The sequence below is a fragment of the Bacillus sonorensis NBRC 101234 = KCTC 13918 genome (assembly GCF_001592005.1).
Classification (GTDB): Bacteria; Bacillota; Bacilli; order Bacillales; family Bacillaceae; genus Bacillus; species Bacillus sonorensis.
Genome location: NZ_BCVZ01000011.1, coordinates 40,968 through 60,188, shown reverse-complemented (window position 1 = coordinate 60,188; position 19,221 = coordinate 40,968). Strand labels below are relative to the sequence as shown.

The 19,221-nt window shown below is 46.1% G+C and carries 19 protein-coding genes; 10 read left to right on the top strand and 9 right to left on the bottom strand.

Features of this window, described 5'->3' with window-relative positions:
* Positions 1-6: 6 nt before the first annotated feature.
* Complete coding sequence (locus BTR1S_RS13340) at positions 7-1,062, bottom strand: FecCD family ABC transporter permease (protein ID WP_006639020.1); 1,056 nt, start codon at positions 1,060-1,062, stop codon at positions 7-9.
* Complete coding sequence (locus BTR1S_RS13335; RefSeq protein WP_006639021.1) at positions 1,059-2,060, bottom strand: FecCD family ABC transporter permease; 1,002 nt, start codon at positions 2,058-2,060, stop codon at positions 1,059-1,061. The genes BTR1S_RS13340 and BTR1S_RS13335 overlap by 4 nt, the downstream gene beginning before the upstream one ends.
* A 148-nt stretch (positions 2,061-2,208) precedes the next feature.
* On the opposite strand from BTR1S_RS13335, the gene BTR1S_RS13330 reads away from it, so the two are divergent.
* Positions 2,209-3,186 (top strand): ABC transporter substrate-binding protein, encoded by a 978-nt coding sequence (locus BTR1S_RS13330; protein ID WP_006639022.1) that lies wholly within the window; start codon positions 2,209-2,211, stop codon positions 3,184-3,186.
* Positions 3,187-3,282: 96 nt separating this feature from the next.
* Here the strand turns inward: BTR1S_RS13330 and BTR1S_RS13325 are convergent, their stop codons facing one another.
* The 3 genes from BTR1S_RS13325 to BTR1S_RS13315 all read right to left on the bottom strand — a co-directional run bounded on the left by BTR1S_RS13325 (position 3,283) and on the right by BTR1S_RS13315 (position 6,859).
* On the bottom strand, positions 3,283-3,732 hold the full coding sequence (locus BTR1S_RS13325; RefSeq protein ID WP_029418470.1) for a YusW family protein: 450 nt from the start codon (positions 3,730-3,732) through the stop codon (positions 3,283-3,285).
* Positions 3,733-3,817: 85 nt separating this feature from the next.
* Positions 3,818-5,596 (bottom strand): M3 family oligoendopeptidase, encoded by a 1,779-nt coding sequence (locus tag BTR1S_RS13320; protein WP_029418469.1) that lies wholly within the window; start codon positions 5,594-5,596, stop codon positions 3,818-3,820.
* Between the two features lie 105 nt (positions 5,597-5,701).
* Positions 5,702-6,859 (bottom strand): D-alanyl-D-alanine carboxypeptidase family protein, encoded by a 1,158-nt coding sequence (locus BTR1S_RS13315; RefSeq protein ID WP_029418468.1) that lies wholly within the window; start codon positions 6,857-6,859, stop codon positions 5,702-5,704.
* 133 nt (positions 6,860-6,992) lie between these two features.
* On the opposite strand from BTR1S_RS13315, the gene BTR1S_RS13310 reads away from it, so the two are divergent.
* Entirely contained in the window at positions 6,993-7,850 is an 858-nt protein-coding gene (locus tag BTR1S_RS13310) for an oxidoreductase (protein WP_029418467.1), read from the top strand.
* A 78-nt stretch (positions 7,851-7,928) separates the two neighbouring features.
* On the top strand, positions 7,929-8,393 hold the full coding sequence (locus tag BTR1S_RS13305) for a Dps family protein (protein WP_006639026.1): 465 nt from the start codon (positions 7,929-7,931) through the stop codon (positions 8,391-8,393).
* 47 nt (positions 8,394-8,440) lie between these two features.
* On the opposite strand, the gene BTR1S_RS13300 is transcribed toward BTR1S_RS13305, so the two are convergent.
* Entirely contained in the window at positions 8,441-9,811 is a 1,371-nt protein-coding gene (locus BTR1S_RS13300; RefSeq protein WP_029418466.1) for a S1C family serine protease, read from the bottom strand.
* Between the two features lie 232 nt (positions 9,812-10,043).
* Here BTR1S_RS13300 and BTR1S_RS13295 point away from each other — a divergent pair, with 232 nt between their 5' ends.
* Both BTR1S_RS13295 and cssS read left to right on the top strand, forming a co-directional pair.
* Positions 10,044-10,718 (top strand): response regulator transcription factor, encoded by a 675-nt coding sequence (locus BTR1S_RS13295; protein ID WP_006639028.1) that lies wholly within the window; start codon positions 10,044-10,046, stop codon positions 10,716-10,718.
* A complete protein-coding gene (gene cssS, locus BTR1S_RS13290) occupies positions 10,715-12,058 on the top strand; it encodes a two-component system sensor histidine kinase CssS (protein ID WP_006639029.1) in 1,344 nt (447 codons plus the stop codon). The genes BTR1S_RS13295 and cssS overlap by 4 nt, the downstream gene beginning before the upstream one ends.
* 23 nt (positions 12,059-12,081) lie before the next feature.
* Here the strand turns inward: cssS and spxO are convergent, their stop codons facing one another.
* On the bottom strand, positions 12,082-12,246 hold the full coding sequence (gene spxO / locus BTR1S_RS22550; protein ID WP_006639030.1) for an anti-adapter protein SpxO: 165 nt from the start codon (positions 12,244-12,246) through the stop codon (positions 12,082-12,084).
* Positions 12,247-12,431: 185 nt separating this feature from the next.
* Between spxO and BTR1S_RS13285 the strand changes: the two genes are divergently transcribed.
* Positions 12,432-13,313 (top strand): TetR/AcrR family transcriptional regulator, encoded by an 882-nt coding sequence (locus BTR1S_RS13285; RefSeq protein ID WP_029418465.1) that lies wholly within the window; start codon positions 12,432-12,434, stop codon positions 13,311-13,313.
* 63 nt (positions 13,314-13,376) lie between these two features.
* Here BTR1S_RS13285 and fumC read toward each other — a convergent pair whose 3' ends face one another.
* Positions 13,377-14,765, bottom strand: a complete 1,389-nt coding sequence (fumC, locus tag BTR1S_RS13280) for a class II fumarate hydratase (protein WP_006639032.1) — start codon at positions 14,763-14,765, stop codon at positions 13,377-13,379.
* 79 nt (positions 14,766-14,844) lie between these two features.
* The gene (locus BTR1S_RS22030; RefSeq protein ID WP_006639033.1) at positions 14,845-15,012 is read right to left on the bottom strand and encodes a YvzF family protein; all 168 of its coding nucleotides are present in this window, start codon (positions 15,010-15,012) and stop codon (positions 14,845-14,847) included.
* Between the two features lie 127 nt (positions 15,013-15,139).
* Between BTR1S_RS22030 and BTR1S_RS13275 the strand changes: the two genes are divergently transcribed.
* Genes BTR1S_RS13275 through BTR1S_RS13260 form a run of 4 tightly spaced genes read left to right on the top strand, consistent with a single transcriptional unit; the run spans position 15,140 to position 19,193 of the window.
* Positions 15,140-16,582: a spore germination protein gene (locus BTR1S_RS13275; protein ID WP_029418464.1), complete on the top strand. Its 1,443-nt coding sequence runs from the start codon at positions 15,140-15,142 to the stop codon at positions 16,580-16,582.
* Positions 16,551-17,651, top strand: a complete 1,101-nt coding sequence (locus BTR1S_RS13270; RefSeq protein WP_029418463.1) for an endospore germination permease — start codon at positions 16,551-16,553, stop codon at positions 17,649-17,651. The genes BTR1S_RS13275 and BTR1S_RS13270 overlap by 32 nt, the downstream gene beginning before the upstream one ends.
* Positions 17,648-18,769, top strand: a complete 1,122-nt coding sequence (locus BTR1S_RS13265) for a Ger(x)C family spore germination protein (RefSeq protein WP_006639036.1) — start codon at positions 17,648-17,650, stop codon at positions 18,767-18,769. The genes BTR1S_RS13270 and BTR1S_RS13265 overlap by 4 nt, the downstream gene beginning before the upstream one ends.
* A gap of 37 nt (positions 18,770-18,806) precedes the next feature.
* Positions 18,807-19,193, top strand: coding sequence for a hypothetical protein (locus BTR1S_RS13260; RefSeq protein WP_255265716.1), 387 nt, complete (start codon positions 18,807-18,809; stop codon positions 19,191-19,193).
* Positions 19,194-19,221: the final 28 nt, after the last annotated feature.

Genomic DNA, 19,221 nt, shown 5'->3' with positions numbered 1-19,221 from the left:
CTCCTTTTATTGGTTTCTGCTTTTATACAGCAAGTAGATGAAATAAGGGGCTCCGATTGCGGCCGTGAACACGCCCGCAGGCACTTCAACAGGAGAAAACAGCGTTCTCCCGATCAGATCGGCCGTAAGAACCAGCAGTCCGCCAATCAGCGAAGCGACCGGCAAGAGGGCTCCGAATGAAGAGCCGACAAGCCTTCTTGCGATATGTGGAGCCATCAGGCCGACAAAGCCGACGGTTCCGGAAAAAGCGACAGCGATTCCGGCAAAGCCGGTGCTCAGCAAAAGAAGCAAAAAGCGATTCTGCTGAACGGCGCTGCCTGCGCCTGTCGCCAATTCTTCCCCGAGCGTCTGAATGTTGATGCTTCTGGCAGCTGCAGCGCATATCACTAAAAGGATGAGCGCAGACGGCAATAAAATATGCACATCCTGCCAGTTCGATCCATATACTGATCCGGTAATCCATACATTCGCCTGTGACATTCTGTATATCGGCCCTTTAATCATAAACAGAGTCGTTAAAGACTGGGCCAGCATTGAAAAGCCGATGCCGATTAAAATGAGCCGAAATGTAGAGGCGCCGTTTTTATAAGACAGAACATATACGAGCATCCCGGCCAATGCCGCACCGATAAATGCGGCGACAGGAAGCCAGCCGAGGCTGACCGTAAGCGCGTTGCTGCTGTTTGAGAACAGCATTAAAAACAAGACGACGGCAACCGATGCCCCGCCTGTAACACCGATTACGTCCGGAGACGCCAGCGGGTTGCGAATCAGCCCTTGAAGAATGGATCCGGCCGCCGCCAGACAGATTCCCGCAAACAACGCAACCAAAATTCTCGGCATTCTAAATGACATGATGATCAGTTCATCCGCCGGATCTCCGGCTCCAAAAAAGGTCCTCAACACGGTCCCCGGGGAAATAAACCGTTCGCCGATCCCCGCGCTGAGCACGACGGCCAATGCCGTGGCAAGCAATAAGATGATAAAGGAAAGCAGCGCTTTTTTGCCGATTAAAAATGAGACGCCGCTTTTCCCGATCCGCAGTGTGCGATAATTCTTCAATGTTGGAACCCCCTTCTCGCAATGTATACAAAAATGGGTATTCCAATGATGGCTGTCATGACGCCGACCGGAACCTCTTCAGGCATAATCAGGTACCTTGCGCCGATATCGGCGGCCACGAGCAGGATCGCACCGAGTACGGCGCAGTATGGCAGAACCCAGCGATGATCATGACCGACGATGAATTTCGCAAAATGCGGGATGACGATGCCGATGAAGCCGATCGGCCCGGCAACCGCTACCGAACCGCCGGCAAGCAAAATAATTGAGAGAGCCATCAGCGCTTTGACAAGCCATGTCTTCTGGCCAAGGCTTTTGGCCACTTCCTCCCCCATTGTCAGCACATTGATTTTGGAGCCCAGCAGAAAGCTGATGATGAATGCCGGCACAATATAAGGCAGGACAGATAGCAGCAGACTGAGGTCGCGCCCCTGTACAGAGCCTGCCAGCCAAAAGAGCGCCTGCTCAAGAGCCGCTTCATTAACTGAGAGCATCCCTTGTGTCAAAGATGAAAACAACGCCGACATCGCAGCTCCGGCAAGCGTCAGCTTTACAGGGGTCAAGCCTTCCCTTCCAAGTGAGCCGATAAAATAAACGGCTGAAGCAGCAAACGCCGCTCCGGCAAACGAAATCCACGCAACCGCCTGAAGCGATCCGATATGAAAGAAAAACAGAGCGCAGACGACGAAAAAACCGGCCCCAGCATTCACCCCGAAAATGCCGGGTGAGGCGAGAGGATTTTTCGTCATCGCCTGCATTAAAGCGCCGGCGACTCCGAGTGAAGCGCCAACAACGGCGGCGATCAAAGCGCGCGGCAAACGCACGTTTCTCAGCACGAGGTGCTCGTTTGAACCGTTAAAATCAGTGAACGCTTTGTAGGCCATTGACCAGGACGTATTTGTGTAGCCATAGACGACGCTGGCGCAAATGGCGGCTATTAAAATCAAAATGAAAGCCAGTAGTGCGATTGTTCTATATTTATTCGTTGTGAAGAGCATACATATTTTCTCCTACTTTAACTGCACATCTACTGGCTATTGTATCAGATAACACTGATCTTGAAAATCATTTTCAATTAACAATTGACAAAATTCTTTGTCAAAATTAAGATCATGATGAAAGACTTTCATTCTGAGGAGGACACACATGAAAAGATGGTCATTAATCGGACTCATCGCATTGTTAGCGGTTTCCGCACTTGCGGCCTGCAGCGGCGGTAAAGATGATTCCGCAAGCGGCGGAGAAAGCAAGAATACGATAACCGTTAAGCATGCAATGGGCACTGAGAATAAAGTACCAGCTGATCCCAAAAGGGTGGTCGTGCTGACAAATGAAGGGACAGAAGCGCTTTTGGAGCTGGGGATTAAACCGGTGGGCGCAGTCAAATCATGGACGGGCGATCCGTGGTACAGCCACATCAAAGATGAGATGAAAGGCGTAAAAGAAGTCGGACTTGAAGGCGAGCCGAATATTGAAGCAATTGCCGAACTGAAGCCCGATCTGATCATCGGGAACAAAATGAGGCATGAAAAAATTTATGACAAGCTTGAACAAATCGCTCCAACGGTCTTCTCCGAAACGCTCCGCGGCGAATGGAAAGACAACTTCTCGCTTTATGCAAAAGCGGTCAACAAAGAGGCTAAAGGAAAAGAAGTGTTAAAGAATTTTGATAACCGGGTCAGCGAATTAAGCAAAAAGCTTGGCGATCAGAAAAAGAAACGGGTTTCAGTCATCCGATTCATGGCCGGCCAGTCAAGGATCTATTATGAAGATTCATTCCCGGGTATTATTTTGAAACAGCTCGGATTCGATTTCCCTGAAAAGCAGAAAAAGCTGTTTGAAAAACAAAAAGACAAATTTGTATTTATGACGGAAAGCAAAGAATCGATTCCGGAAATGGACGGGGATGTTCTGTTTTATTTCACATATCAACCTGCCGAAAGCAAAAAGGATGCGTTGACATGGAAAAATGACTGGACAAGCGATCCGCTTTGGAAAAAGCTGAATGCCGTAAAATCCGGAAATGCGCATGAAGTCGATGATGCCATCTGGACAACGGCCGGCGGTGTTAAAGCGGCATACCTGTTCCTTGATGACATTGAAAAATATTTTCTGAAATCGTAGTAATTCATCAGGCAAACCCGATGTGTTTTAAATGCGTGAGTATATACACCAAGCTTTGTAAAGTGAAAGGAGCATTTCCGAAACGGAAATGCTCCTTTATGATGTTCCGGTATATATTTTTGATGTTCCATCAGCCCATTTGACCTTCAGCTGAAACCGGTCATATCCGTCATCAAGGTTAAAAGCCTCCAGCACGTTGCGAATGACCGCCGATTCTTTGTCAGATTTGGTGACGGAGAGTTCGCTCAGCACCATTTTCATTTCATTTAAAGCTTCCTCCCCTTCACGATCCGCATCATTTAATTTGTCTTTGATTTCGGCTTCTTCGCGCTCCTGTTTATGATACTCCGCTTCAAACGTATTATGCTTTCCGTCCCCGTAATTTACTTTCAGGGCAAACAAATCATACGGGACGCTTTTTACATCTGAGACGGGCGCGTCCTCCGCAGCGGCCTTTTGGCCTTTGACATGCTCCCCAGGCGCCGCCTGACAGCCGTTCATCCATATGACGAGCACAGCAATGCAGGCCATCCGAAATAAGTTCATACAGTTTCATCTCCTATATGCACATTATTCTTAGCTATGTCCACGTTTGCTGCAGCTCATTCAAATAAAGAGAACGGCTGGGGATTCAAGTCATCTTCAAAAACGCTTCCACATCCCGGAGGGCGGGCTGTATGGCTTCCTCCCAGAAATCCCGTTTCGTCAAATCGGCGCCGAGATGCTTCATCGCCAGATCTTCAACAGACATGCAAGCCGTATCTTTTAACAGGGCGATATACTTTTCTTCAAAGTCCCGCCCCTCCTTCAGAGCTCTGGCGTAAATGCCGAGTGAAAACAGATAGCCGAACGTATACGGAAAATTATAAAACGGGATCGACGTAATATAAAAATGCAGTTTTGAAGCCCAGAAATACGGATGATACTCGCCGAGCGCCCCGCAAAACGCCTCTCTTTGAGCCTCTTCCATGAGCTCGTTCAGCCTGGTTACGGAAACAACGCCGTTTTTGCGCTCCTCATAAAAGCGGGTTTCAAATAAAAATCTTGCGTGTATATTCATGAAAAAGGCGACGCTCCGCTGAACTTTATCTTCAAGAAGAACAAGCTTTTCTTCCTCAGAACCAGCCTGTTTTAACGCGGCATCTGCAGCGATCATTTCCGCAAATGTCGAGGCGGTTTCGGCGACATTCATCGCATACCCCCTGTTCAGCGGCCTGACGCCCATGATGACGTCCTGATGAAAAGCATGGCCAAGCTCGTGAGCGAGGGTTGAAACGTTTGAGGCGCTTCCGGAATAGGTCATGAATATTCTCGACTGGCCGCTGTCCGGAAAGTTGGCGCAAAATCCGCCGGGCCTTTTGCCGCTCCTGTTCTCGGCCTCAATCCACCTGTCTTTGAACGCTTTTTCAGAAAAGGAAGAAAGCTTTTTGCCAAACGTTTCGAACTGACTGGTGATAAAAGATGCCGCCTCGTCATATGAGTATTCCTTTGCAGACGAACCGATCGGCGCATCGACATCATACCAATCCAAACGCTCCAAGCCGAGAAGGGATGCCTTTCGCGAAAGATAGTCTGCAAACGGTTTTTTATGGTCAATAATGACCTGCCACATCGCATCAAGGGTTTCCCGCTTCATCCGGTTGACGGCTAGCGGCTCTTTCAGCACATCATCCCAGCCCCTTGCTTGATACACGCTTAATCTGAAGCCCGCCAGATGATTGAGCGTGCTGCTGAACAGATCTGCATGCTGCTCCCATGCATGGTCCAGATTTTTTGAGACGGCTCGGCGGATGTTTCGATCAGGTTTGGATGTCAGATTGTTCGCCTGGCCGACCGAGAGGATTTCCGTTTTGCCGTCTTCTTCATAAGGAATTTGGATTTGGCCGATGATGCTGTCATATAAATCTCCCCATGCATGATACCCATCCACGGCAAGTTCTTCAATCAGAGTTTCCTGATTGATTCCGAGCTTTTCTTTTACCCTTGTTCTTCTCTCGTTTAAAATATAGGCAATGTCTGAACATTCCTTGAGAACCGTTTTCCAGTCGGCGTCATCCATATCAGCAAGCTTGTTGTCAAACATGACCAGCACCTTTTGAAATCCAGCCGTCAGCCGGGTCACTTCAAAATTGAGGACGTTCGCTTTTAAGTCTGCCATGTCCTGTGCTTGCAAACAGCTGACATAAGCCTGAGACTGCCTGATTTTCACATCGATTTTCTCAAAAAGCCCGATCGCGTCTTTTAATTTGCCGATGTCCGGTTTTCCTCCATCAAGGGCATCTGCCTTCTCCTGAAAAGAAGAAAGCAAGGTTTTAATTTCCTCTGCATAATCCCGAAAATCTGAGGAATCGCTTCCTCCTTTAAAAAACACGTCGAGATCCCATGTATCCTTCAGATGCTGTAAACTCATGGACAGTCCCCCTTTTTCGTCATGATTCCATTATAAGATAATTTTGCCTTTTGAGGTTAAAAAAAGACGGCTTCATGTTCAGCCGCCTTTTCTTTGGCATCATTTCTACAGCTGCCTCAGCCGTTTCACCGCATAGCTGGCCGTCAATAATCCAATCAAGCCCAGTAAAAAGAAATAAAGACCGCTTTTATGGTGCTGCTCCCCCTGTGCGGCCCCAAACCCGGCAGACTGTTCATCAGTTCCGGGCTTGTCAGCGATTTGCAGGGAACGAATCAGCCGTCCGTCCTCTCCTTCAATCGTCAACGCCCCGTCGCTTCCAAGATCCTCTGTCAGAATTTCACCTTTCTTTTTCGTGACAAATAAAGTCTCCTTCAGCTTATGCTGGACACCATCATGATCTGTAAATGGTCTGCCTTTTTCGTATGCAACCGTTTCAAAACCATTGAACCCTTCATCCAGAAGCTTTTTTGTATCCCTATACATCATGTTTTGATCATCGGCCTTCATCACCACGGCGATCAAATCAAGCTGACCGCGTGTTGCCGTTGTCACAAGCGTATGCTTCGATTCATTGACAAAGCCTGTTTTACCGCCTGTAATCCCTTTATAAGAAATCTCCCCCGTCAGCATCCGGTGATGGTTTTTCAGCGTCGTATCCCATGTCTGCCCGTGCCAGGCGGCTTTTTTTTCTGAAAAAAGCGACCGAAACGTCTTATTCTTCACGGCATATGCCGTGATTTTCGCCATGTCGGCGGCTGTCGTATAATGGTTTTTGTCAAATAACCCGTGGGGATTCGTGAAATGGGTGTCTGTCGCACCGGCCCGCTTGGCGACAAACGCATTCAAGTCGTCTGCAAATTGTTCAACGCTCCCGCTCAAATGCTCAGCGATCGCTGTTCCGGCGTCATTCCCGGAGTTCATCAGCAGCCCCTGGAGGAGCCGTTTTAGCGGAACGGTTTCGCCTTTCTCCAAATAAACGCTTGTCCCTTCCGTTTCAGCTGCTTTTTTGCTGACTTTTACATCATCTTTCAAATGTCCTTTTTCAATCGCATATATCGCCGTCGCGATTTTCGTTATGCTTGCAGGATACATTTTTTTGCGGCTGTGTTTTTCATAAATGGCCTGACCGGAATTCGCATCGATCAAAATGGCGGAAGCGCTTTTAATGTCAGGCTTGTGTTTTTCCCCGGCTTTGGCCGAACCATGAAAAAACAGCGTCATACATAGTACAATAAACATCAAGAAGGATACTTTGCTATCCATCGTCTCACCTTGCTTTCAGCGCAAATTAACGGCTTTCAACATTATGTCTTTTAGCACTTTTTAAATTTTAGCAATGATTTCTTCCCTCTGACAAGGGTTATTCGTCAATAAGCATTCGAACGGAGGAACCGCTTTGAAAAATAAAATCGCCATCGTAACAGGGGCCAGCAGCGGATTTGGTCTGCTGACCGCTTTAAAACTCGCAAACACCTATTTTGTGATTGCGGCAGTGAGACAACCGGCAAAAGCGGAAGCACTGCAAAAACAGATCGCCGAACACAATGCCGGGTCAGCAATCGAGGTGACAGAGCTGGATGTCACCAATGAGCAATCCATCAGATTATTCTCCGAAAAACTGAAGCATTACGGAACGGTCGACCTTCTCGTCAATAATGCGGGAGCTGCTTACGGAGGATTTGCAGAAGAGCTGTCATTGGACGATTACAGAAAACAATTTGAAACAAATGTGTTCGGCCTTATTGCCGTGACCAAAGCCGTCCTTCCCTATATGAAGAAAGACGGCGGCGCCAAAATCATCAATATCAGCAGCATAAGCGGACAGATCGCTTTTCCCGCTTTTTCCCCCTACGCTTCTTCCAAATATGCGGTCGAAGGCTTTTCAGAAAGCCTCCGCCTTGAACTGAGACCTTTCGGCATTGACGTTGCAGTGGTCGAACCCGGGTCATACCGGACAAAAATCTGGGACACATCTTTTGCAGAACGTGTCACATTACCAAAACCGGATTCGAAATATGCCCGATATTTTGAACGGATATCAGCCTACATCAATAACAGCCAGAGCCAATATGGAAACCCGGAAGATGTCGCCGAATTAATCGGCAGGATGGCGGCGAAAAAACGGCTCAACAAGCTCCGCTATCCGGTCGGGAAAGGAGTTCGCCTCTTGATCTTCTGCCATTCGTGGCTTCCTTGGCGATTGTGGGAGAGAGCCGTCCTCAGAAAACTTTTGAAATCACCTTATTTAAAATAATTATAATTTAGTATTGATTTTAATTTTATATTTGTTATAATATAAGTATCAAATGAAAAACACGAGGAGGAAATCTACATGATCTCTCAACAATTAAAACAGCAAAACCCTGTACTTGAAACCTCAATGAATACGAATTTGTCAAACTGGTTCATCCTCTATACGAAGCTTCATCGCTTTCACTGGTATGTCAAAGGACCTCAGTTCTTTACGCTGCATGAAAAATTTGAAGAGCTTTACAACCATGCCGCCGAAACAGCCGACGTCATCGCCGAACGTTTATTAGCCATCGGCGGACAGCCTCTCGCATCTATGAAAGACTATCTTGACCACGGCACCATCTCAGAATCCGGATCTGAAAAAACGGCGTCTGACATGGTTTCCACGCTTGTCAGCGATTACCGCCAAATCAGACAGGAGATTGAACATGCCATCGAGCTTGCCGAAGAAAAGTCAGACAATGCCACTGCTGACCTTTATATCGGCTTGACAGAGGAAATTGATAAGCAAATTTGGATGCTTTCTTCATTTTTGGACAAGTAATCAACACATAAAAAAACGCCATGGCAGGTCGCTGCCATGGCGTTTTTTTATGATTTGCTTTTCGCAAGCTTTGTTTTCAATGTTGTTGTCTTGCCTTTTCTCAGCACTTCAAACGAGACGGTATCTCCCGCTTTTGCTTCAGTGTAAAGAATCTTCCTGAGCTCAGAAGTTGTTTCAACGTTTTTGCCGTTCATTTTGACGATGACATCTCCGGCTTTCATTCCCGCGTCTTTTGCAGGTGATCCCGGTGAGACTTTATCGATATACACGCCTTTGTTCAGCTGTTCACCAAAGAGCCCCAGCGCATTTTGCTGATACTGCTCAGGAACCTGCTGCATATCGATCATTTGAACGCCCAAGAACGGCCGTTCTACTTTTCCTTTTTGCAAAAGCTCATCGACAATCGGCTGAACGTCATTGCTCGGGATGGCAAACCCAAGCGATTCAACACCGCTTTGGCTGATCTTTAAACTGTTGATCCCGATCACCTGTCCGCTGCTGTTGATCAGAGGTCCCCCGCTGTTTCCCGGATTAATCGCGGCATCTGTCTGGAGAACGTTCATATCCCATTTTCCTTCAGATGTCGATACTTCAATCGTCCGGTTGACGCCGCTGATGATTCCTTCTGTAACCGTTCTTGAAAATTGCAGGCCGAGAGGGTTTCCGATCGCGATTACTTTTTCACCGGCGCGCAGTTTTGAAGAATCTCCAAAACCCGCAACCTTTTCTACACCTTTGCTTTTGATCTGCAAAACGGCCAGGTCGGTTAAAGCGTCGCTGCCGACGATCTTAGCATCCGCCGTTTTCCCATTGTACAAGGAAATGGTCACCTTTGTAGCCCCTTCAACGACATGGTTGTTTGTAATAATATAGGCTTTGTCACCGTCTTTTTTAAAGATGACGCCCGACCCTGTTCCGCTTTCTTCGACATCATCCTCAGAGAAGCCGAAGCTGGTTTGAATATTGGAAACCCCGACAATCGTCGGCTCCAAATCTTCAACCATATCCGCGACATTATCGGCGTCTGTCACAGGTTTTGTTGTAAAATTCTGCGACTGCTTCGTTTCTGCCTGACTGCCTGTGACGGCTTCGTCATGTTTATCGACAGGCAGATACGGAGATATTCCCAGAACGAGGCCGCCTCCGATGATGCCTCCCAAAATCGGGCTCAGCCAGGAAGCCTTGCGCCGCTTTTCTTTTGCAGCTCTGGTTTCTCTTCCGTTTTCCAGTGCTGCCGCTGTTTCTTTATGAGAAAAATCTGACTGTTCTTCAGTATCTTGTTTCATAATCAGCTCGGGCTTCTTTACCTGCTGTTCCGGTTCCTCATTCTCAGAACCTGCCGTTTCCGGTAGTTTCGCCTCTTCTTGCAATGGCTGTTCATTTTCATTTTTGTGTGCGTCATCGCGTCTAAAATCCATGTGCGTACACTTCCTTTGTTTTTCTTGTCTTCAACTATCGAAAATGGCAGAAAGCTTTAACACGCGCAAAAAAGAGACACCCGGCCGTATATTTTCATAATGTTCCTTTCTTCCCTTATCCGCATCCTACGCCAACATTGTGGGATAAAAATGAAAAGATTATGTGAAATTATGAAAATTGACCAGACTTATGTTAAAACTAGTATAATGACGTAGAAAGGATGTGGCTCCCTTGTCATACACCATTTATCTAGTTGAAGATGAAGAGAATTTAAATGAACTGCTGACCAAATATTTAGAAAGTGAAGGCTGGCACGTCACTTCTTTTCTCAATGGTGAAAGCGCCAGACAGCACATCGGCCAGTCACCCCATTTATGGATTCTCGATATAATGTTACCAGATATCGACGGCTATGCGCTAATAAAAGAAATAAAAAATGAAGATCCCGATGTCCCTGTCATCTTCATTTCGGCGCGCGATGCGGATATCGACAGGGTGCTCGGACTCGAGCTCGGCAGCAGCGATTATATATCAAAGCCTTTTCTTCCGCGGGAACTGATCATCCGCGTTCAAAAGCTGCTCAAGCTGATTTATAAAGACGAACCATCAGAAAAGAATAAAGGAACGTCCGTTTCTTCATATGAAGTATTTGAAGAACTGCGGGAAGTCTATGAAAACGGCAGCAAAATTAATCTGACGTCAAAAGAATTCGACCTGCTTCTCCTGTTCATGAACAATCAGGGACGGGCGTTCTCAAGGGAAGATATTCTCAATCAAGTCTGGGGAGACGATTATTTCGGAACCGACCGCGTCGTCGACGACCTTGTCAGAAGGCTGCGCAAAAAAATGCCGGAGCTTAAAGTGGAAACCATTTACGGCTTTGGCTACAGGATGTTGAAATCATGAAAAATAAATCGCTCGCCTTTCAAATCTGGACGGTCATTTGCGGCATTTTATTAACCGTCTCTATTTTGCTGATGTTTTTATTTTCTACTACATTAAGAAACTTTTTTACGGATGAAATTTATACAAACATCGAGAATGAGCAGCATGTCCTGACAGAATACGGATTTTCCGATTCGCCAGAAAGAGGCTTTGAAGGAAACAGCTCACGGAGCCGCAACCGCTATGTACAGCATATCCTGCTCCCGGAGAAAGGAACCGTCTATCAAAGTCCGCAGATTCTGCCGGACTCCTTTATCGATAAAGTGCAAAAGCTGGCGAAAAAACAGGTGGCAACGTCAAAAAGATATTCGGAGAACCTTAACGGCGAACATATCTTTTTTGTTTTAAAGAAAATCCGCGCCCAGGATCAGACGTTTCTTTTATTGTCCTATGCGCTTGACTCTTATCGGGACGACTTGTCGCAAACGCTGTTCAAACAGCTGCTGTTCATACTGATCGTCGTGATTGTGCTCAGCTGGATTCCGTCAATATGGCTGGCAAAATATTTGTCAAGGCCGCTTGTAACGCTTGAAAAGCATGTCAAGCGAATTTCCAAGCAGGATTGGGACGACCCGGTCATCGTCGACAGGGAGGATGAAATCGGAAAGCTCGGACATACCATTGAGGATATGCGGCAGAAACTGATTCAAAAGGATGAGACAGAGCGAACGCTCCTGCAAAACATCTCGCATGACCTGAAAACGCCTGTTATGGTGATCCGCGGCTATACACAATCCATTAAAGACGGCATTTATCCTAAAGGGGACTTGGAAAACACGATTCAAGTCATTGAAGGTGAAGCTGAAAAGCTGGAAAAGAAAATTAAAGACTTGCTTTATCTTACAAAACTTGATTATTTATTAAAGCAGGAAAGACAATACGGAAGTTTTGATATTCAAGAGGTCATTCAAGAAGTGGTTGAACGGTTAAGATGGTCTAAGAAAGATCTGGACTGGAAGATTGATCTTGAAGAGGATGCCATGATGACTGGCGATCAGGAACAGTGGAGCAAGCTTTTGGAAAACGTCCTTGAAAACCAGATCCGCTATGCGGAAACATTCATCGAGATCACCATGAAATCGACGAAACATCAAATTGTCATCACCATAAGAAATGACGGGCCTCACATTGAAGAAGAGATGCTTACGAGCCTCTACGAGCCTTTTAATAAAGGGAAGAAAGGCGAATTCGGAATTGGACTCAGCATCGTGAAGCGAATTTTGACGCTCCATCAAGCAGATATGACCATTCGGAATGATCAAACAGGTGTTTGTTACTCAATAACCGTTCCAAGAAATTAGACTGTAGACGCTGCAGTCTTTTTTCATATAAACGAATAGCCGTTAAAATCGCGATAGCTCGGTTTCACTGTTTTCTTCGGCTTTTTCATCCATTTCTTTTGCGTCAGGACATGTTTTGGATATTTGACCTTGTCCACTTTAATGCCTCGGCTGCGCAGTCGGCTGATCATTTCATCGATTTCTTTCAACAAACTTCACCCTTTCTCAGCATAGTTTTGACCACTCGGTCACCTTACTTTATAATATAAATAATATCAAACAAAAAAACAAGTTACAATCTAGTTAAAATTATGACGGGCCAAAAGAAGTGACCCCCCAGTCAGCAGCTGCGCCCGGAAAACTGCGATGTCAACCTTTCAGGAAGGTGAAGGCCATGAAACAAAAAGAAAAAGTCATCATTGAAACAGCGATTAAACTTTTTGCCAAAAAAGGCTACAATTCAACTTCAGTTCAAGAAATTGCGAAAGAATGCCAAATCTCAAAAGGCGCTTTTTATATCTATTTTAAATCGAAAGAAGCGCTTCTCCTTTCAGTGCTTCACTATTACTATGACAAGGTGTTTACCCGAATCCAAAAAATCCGGACGGAAAATGACGACCCGCGGGATGCCTATCACAAACAACTGATCGTTTTTTTTGAAAATATTCTCGAACACAAAGAGTTTCTTAAAATGCAATTCATGGAGCGGCCGCTTCCCGTTAATGAAGAAATTGAAGCGTTCGCCAAAAAAATGCGGTCGACCACACTCCGGCTTCATATTGAAAATATCCAGAACATTTACGGAAAAGAGATCGAACCGTACAGCGCAGAGCTGTGCTTTATGATCAACGGAATGAGTGAAGTTTATCTTGAACTCATGATTTTGCTGCACCATTCGTTCGATCTTCATCTGCTCGCCGATCATATGCTGAACAGTCTTGATGATCTGGCCAGGGGAATGATGAAGCGAAAGGAAAAATCACTGATCTCTCTCGAAAAAGCGGACAAATGGTTTGGCCCTTTTTATACATTCGATCCTTTGAAAGAAGCGCTGATTAATGAGATGCGGATCAAAGCGGATAAACAGTTTGACGGCGCTCCCCCAACAGACCTGACCGAAAGCCTTGATATTTTGGAGGATGAGCTGAAGAAACGAAAACCAAGAAATGCGGTCATCAAAGGAATGCTGTTTAATCTAAAGGAATATGAAACGCTGCAAAAAGAAGCGGACAGACTCGCCCGACTGGTAAAAAAAGACAACCGGAATTCAGGCTGAGGGTGACCGTCCGGTCTAATGCGGATAAAGAAAAAACGGCCGTATATGCGGCCGTTTTTTTGTTTATGCTTTCGGCTTCACCATGTCTTCAGGTTTGACCACTTCGTCAAACTGTTCTTCTGTTAGAAGATTCAGGCGGAGAGCCGCTTCTTTCAGCGTCAGTCCCTCTTTATGGGCCAGCTTCGCGATTTTTGCGGCATTTTCATAGCCGATATGCGGGTTTAAAGCCGTTACAAGCATCAGTGAGTTTGTCAGGTTCTTTTCAATCGTCTCACGATGAGGCTCAATACCCACTGCGCATTTATCATGGAAAGAGTTCATGCCGTCAGCAAGCAGCTGTACCGATTGAAGGAAATTATAAATAATCACCGGTTTAAACACGTTTAATTCAAAGTTGCCCTGACTTGCGGCAAATCCGATCGTAGCGTCATTCCCCATGATCTGGGAAGCGATCATTGTCAGCGCTTCGCTCTGCGTAGGATTCACCTTGCCCGGCATGATGGAGCTGCCCGGCTCATTTTCAGGGATGGTCAGCTCGCCGATTCCGCAGCGCGGTCCGCTTGCCAGCCATCTGACGTCATTGGCGATTTTCATCAGATCTGCGGCAAGGGCTTTAAGCGCGCCATGAACATGGGTCAGTTCATCATGGCTTGTCAGCGCGTGGAATTTATTAGGCGAGCTTCTGAACGTCTGCCCGGTCAGGCTGCTGATTTCCTCGGCAACTGTGCTGCCGAATTCAGGATGGGCGTTGATCCCTGTTCCGACCGCGGTTCCTCCGATGGCGAGCTCACGGATTTTCTCAGTTGCTTCGAGAATCATTTCTTTGGAGCGGTCAAGCATATATACCCAGCCGCTGATCTCCTGTCCAAGTGTGAGCGGCGTCGCATCCTGAAGATGTGTGCGGCCGATTTTCACGACATCTTGATAGCTTTCAGCCTTTTCATTCAGCGTGTTTCTCAAGCGGTCGATCGCCGGAACGAGCTTGTCGTAAATTGCCAGAACGGCAGCAACGTGCATCGCCGTCGGGAAGGTGTCGTTTGAGCTTTGGCTGCGGTTGACATCGTCATTCGGATGAATGGTCAAGCTTGAGCCTTTTTCCTGCAAGTATGCCGTTCCCCTGTTTGCCACCACTTCATTCATGTTCATATTGCTTTGCGTTCCGCTTCCCGTCTGCCAGACAACCAGCGGAAAATGGCCGTCGTATTTTCCTTTTAAAATATCATCGCATACCGATACGATCGCTTCAGATTTTTCCGCTTCCAGATTTCCGAGCCTTTCATTTGCAATGGCAGCGCTCCTTTTCAAAATTGCAAACGCATACACAATTTCCTTCGGCATTTTTTCAGAACCGATTTTGAAGTTCTCCTTGCTTCTCTGGGTCTGGGCACCCCAAAATTTATCCGCCGGAACCTTGACTTCACCCATCGTATCTTTTTCAATTCTGTAATCCACTATGTATCCCTTCCTTCTCCAGTCTACATTACTTAATTTCGATATAAATTGAAAAAACCCTCTTATTTAAATTTTAGCTTTATTTTAATTTTAGCTCAATATAAACACGCGATTCTTTTTTGTATTTATATTTCGGATTTGTCTTTCCATATTCTTTCGATACATATGTAACCTCGTAATGTTTTGAAAAAGAATGAATGATGCTTTCAATTTCGTCAGGTTTCCCCGTAAGCCTGATTTGCGCCAACTTTCTCACTCCGTCTCTGCTGTATTGGAAATTTCGCCAAACACTACTGTAACACAGTATATTGTTTTTTTTACAGGTAAAGATAACCTATATCCAAATTCAAAAACGACAGGACAGGTGGTCAGCCGTGAATCCCTCAGAATTCAAGGATCATATCCATGAAAATCTTGCATTGCTTCTCCCCCATATCGAGCGTAACGACGACCTCGTTCAAAATAAAAAAATGCTGAAAAACGGCATCATTTTTTATTTTCTCTATTTCAGGGAACTGAATGATGATAAGAAAATACAAAAAGCCGCCAAAACGCTGTGCAGTGACGAACATCCCCTCTCATTGGAAAACGTCAGCCTTGAGCTGAATAAATTGAATGCCGAACCCGTGTATAAAGTGGAGTCCGCCATCAACGAGCTTTTCAACGGCAAATGCATTCTCCTGGTCAACGGGATGAATACGGTATTTATACTGCCGACCAATGCAAAAAAGAAAAGAAGCCTCGGAGAAGTAAATACCGAAAATGTCGTAAGAGGTCCGAAAGTCGGCTTTATTGAGGATACGGATACAAATGTGGCGCTGATCAGACAGCGTGTTCCTGATCATGATCTGATCGTTGAAAAACTCCCCATCGGAAAAAGCAAATTTAAAAACGCAACCATTTTATACATTAACGGCAAAGCGGATGAGTCGATTTTAGCGGATCTAAAAAAACGTCTGAAAAAAGTGAAGCTGGATGACATTCAAGACTCCGGAGTCCTTGAAGAATTGATCGAAGACAACCAATTTTCTCCTTTTCCTCAGATTCAAAATACCGAAAGGCCTGATAAAGTGTCATCAGCCCTGTTTAACGGCAGAATTGCCATCTTTGTCGATCATTCGCCTTTTGCCTTGATCGTTCCGGCATCCTTCGGCATGGTCATGCAGTCCCCGGATGATTTTTATGAAAGATGGATCGCCACATCCCTGATCAGGCTCCTGCGTTTCAGCTCGATTTTCATTACGCTGTTTTTGTCGGCTTTCTATATTTCCCTTGTCTCGTTTCATCAAGGCATGCTGCCGACGGCTTTGGCTGTAACCATCTCAAGCACCCGGGAAAATGTTCCGTTCCCGCCGCTTATTGAAGCTCTGATTATGGAAGTGACGATTGAACTTTTGCGGGAAGCGGGATTAAGGCTCCCCAATCCGCTCGGACAGACAATCGGCTTAGTCGGCGGAGTGGTCATCGGGCAGGCTGCGGTCGAAGCCAACATCGTCAGCTCTGTCATGGTGATTATCGTCAGCATTATCGCTCTGGCATCGTTTACAGTTCCGCAATACGGGATGGGGCTGTCATTTCGGGTTTTACGCTTTTTGTCGATGCTGATTGCCGCGGTATTGGGTCTTTACGGGATCATTTTATTCATGCTTGTGATCTTCACCCATCTGGTGAGACAGAGAAGCTTCGGCATCCCATATTTCAACCCGAATAATTTTTTCAGCTTAAAACGTTCGGATGAAGCCATCATTCGCTTACCAACAAAGAACCGTGAGGTGAAACATAAAAATGAGGCAAAAACATCAGCAAGAACAGATTAGCTCATATGCAGCCGCTTCCATTATTACAAGCACGATGCTCGGCGCCGGACTGCTGACGCTCCCGAGAGCGCTGACGAGGAAAACGCTCTCCCCCGACGGATGGATCGTTCTCGTTTTTGAAGGCCTTGTTTTTATTCTCATCATCTATATGAACGCCAAAATCGTCAAAAAACACAACGTCGATTCTTTTTTTGATTACACAAAAGAGGGGTGCGGCGTGCTGATCGGAAATATAGTAAATGTCTTGATCACTCTATATTTCATGGGGGTGGCAAGCTTTGAAGCCCGGGCGATGGCTGAGATGGTGAAATTTTTTCTTCTTCAGTTCACCCCGATGGGCGTCACGATTTTCGCGTTTATCATTTGCGCGATCTATCTGGTCATCGGAGGGATCAATGACATGTCAAGGGTTTTTCCGTTTTTTCTTTCGATCACCATCGTCATTCTTCTCACTGTCTATGGCTTGAGTCTGAAAATGTTCCAATTCAACCATTTGAGACCGGTCCTCGGACTCGGACTCGGTCCGGTCAAAAACGCTTTGACGGTTGTCTCGATATCCTTTTTAGGTGCCGAATTGATGCTGTTTCTGCCAAAATATCTGAAAAATAAAGAAAAATTGTTCAAAGCGGCGGTCATTGGATTCGGCATCCCGGCCATTTTGTATGTACTGACGTTCGTCGTCGTCGTAGGCGCGCTGACCGCATCAGAGGTGATGACGATGATCTGGCCGACGATCTCGCTGTTCCAGTCGTTTGAAATCAGAGGAATTTTCATCGAACGGTTTGAATCATTTTTGCTTGTCATCTGGACGATTCAGTTTTTTACAACATATGTCGCCTACACTTATTTCGCGGCTTCAGGCCTTGAAAAAGTGTTTGGGTGGTCCCTTAAGAAAAACGTCTTATTCATCGGTGCCATTACGTTCCTCGCAGCGCTTTGGCCGAAAGACGTCAATGAGGTTACGATGTACAGCGATTACTTGGGGTATATCTTTATCATCGTGTTTTGTGTTCTTCCCGTTCTGATCTTTTTGCTCGTTTCGGTGAAAAGGAGGTTGAAGGCATCGTGAAAAAAAAAGGGATATTGGCGGTGCTGTCCCTTCTTCTCTTGCTGACAGGCTGCTGGGACAGCAGGCAGATTGAAAAGCTGAGCATTGCCATCGGCCTCGGCATGGATAAAGGAGAAGGCGAAAAAAATGTAAAGCTGACATACCAGATCCTCGTTCCGAAAAAAATCGGCCCAAACGGCAGCAGCAGCGATCCGACCAAATTCGTGTCAACCTCCGGAAATACGGTTCATCAAACGATCCGGTCAACATCGTTAAAAGATTACCCGATTTTTTCCCAGCATCTTCAAGTCATAATTTTTTCGGAAAAAATCGCGTCAGACATTGCCCTTGATGCCTTAATCAATCAATTTATCCGGGACAACAGCATCAGGAGGAGCAGCGAAGTCTACATGACGCCCGGATCGGCCGGCAAGCTGCTGACGATCGCTGATGAAGGGGACCCCGCCTCTGACGTGATCCATAACATCGCTGAAAACAGGGCGTCGACCATCAGACTGCTGGAGCCGGTAACCTTGGGGGATATCTCAATTAAAATGCAGACGGGCTTATCTTTTGTCATGCCTCGGGTTGTAGAGGAAAAGGGGCAGCTCCAGATCGAAGGCGCCTCTGTCATAAAAAACCTCAGACAATATGCAAATCTATCGCCTCTTGATATCGAGGCGCTGAATTTGCTGTCCGGCAGAGTCATCGGCGGAGTAATCGATTCCAAGCACCAGGGACACCTGTTTTCATTTGAAGTGTTTTCGATGAATCACCAAATTGACACGATGAGAAGAAACGGAAAATATAAATTTGACATTCACTCCGAGATTAAAGGAAGGCTGTCCGAAGACTGGTATAGAGGCGAGGATTCATTTAATCAAAAATATATCGATGCTATCGAACAATCGGTTGAAAGAGACATCCGCCAGCGTGTCAGGCGCTTCATCCGCCTTTTGCAAAACGATTTAAAAACGGATGTCACAGACCTTGCGGATTATGCCCGAATCCACTATCCGAAGGAATGGCAGAAGGACAAATACAACTGGGACAAACATTTTTCGGAAGCAGATATCGACTACCATGTAAAAGCGACGATTCAGGACTTTGGCACGAAAGGGGCGACGAAAAAAAGATAGGAGGCGGTTTTTCTGATAAAATGTTTGTGAAAGGGTGATGAGCTTGAAGCGGATATTGCAGATGACAGGCATTTTCCTGATTGCAGCCGCAATCATTCTGTCCGGGTTCATAATCAATGATGTCACGTATGATCCATTTATGGAAGATTCCATGTCGATCCTGTTCTTCACGGTCAGTACGTACCTTTCCACTCCGGTTTTTTGCATGATCGGCGGATGTATTTTGCTCGGCATCAGCAAACTGATCGATTTGCAGGAAAAAAACAATGCGATACTGGCTGAAAAACTCGATTCCATTTTCAAACAAGGCGGCATTGCCGCCCAAAAAAAGGCGGGCCATCCTGCAGAAGGACGGGATCAAGACATTGACAGAGATTCATTTGCGCTTCCAGCAGCTGATGACCGGAAATATTGGAACGGGTGAAAACGGCTTTCTACAGAAAGCTGTTTTT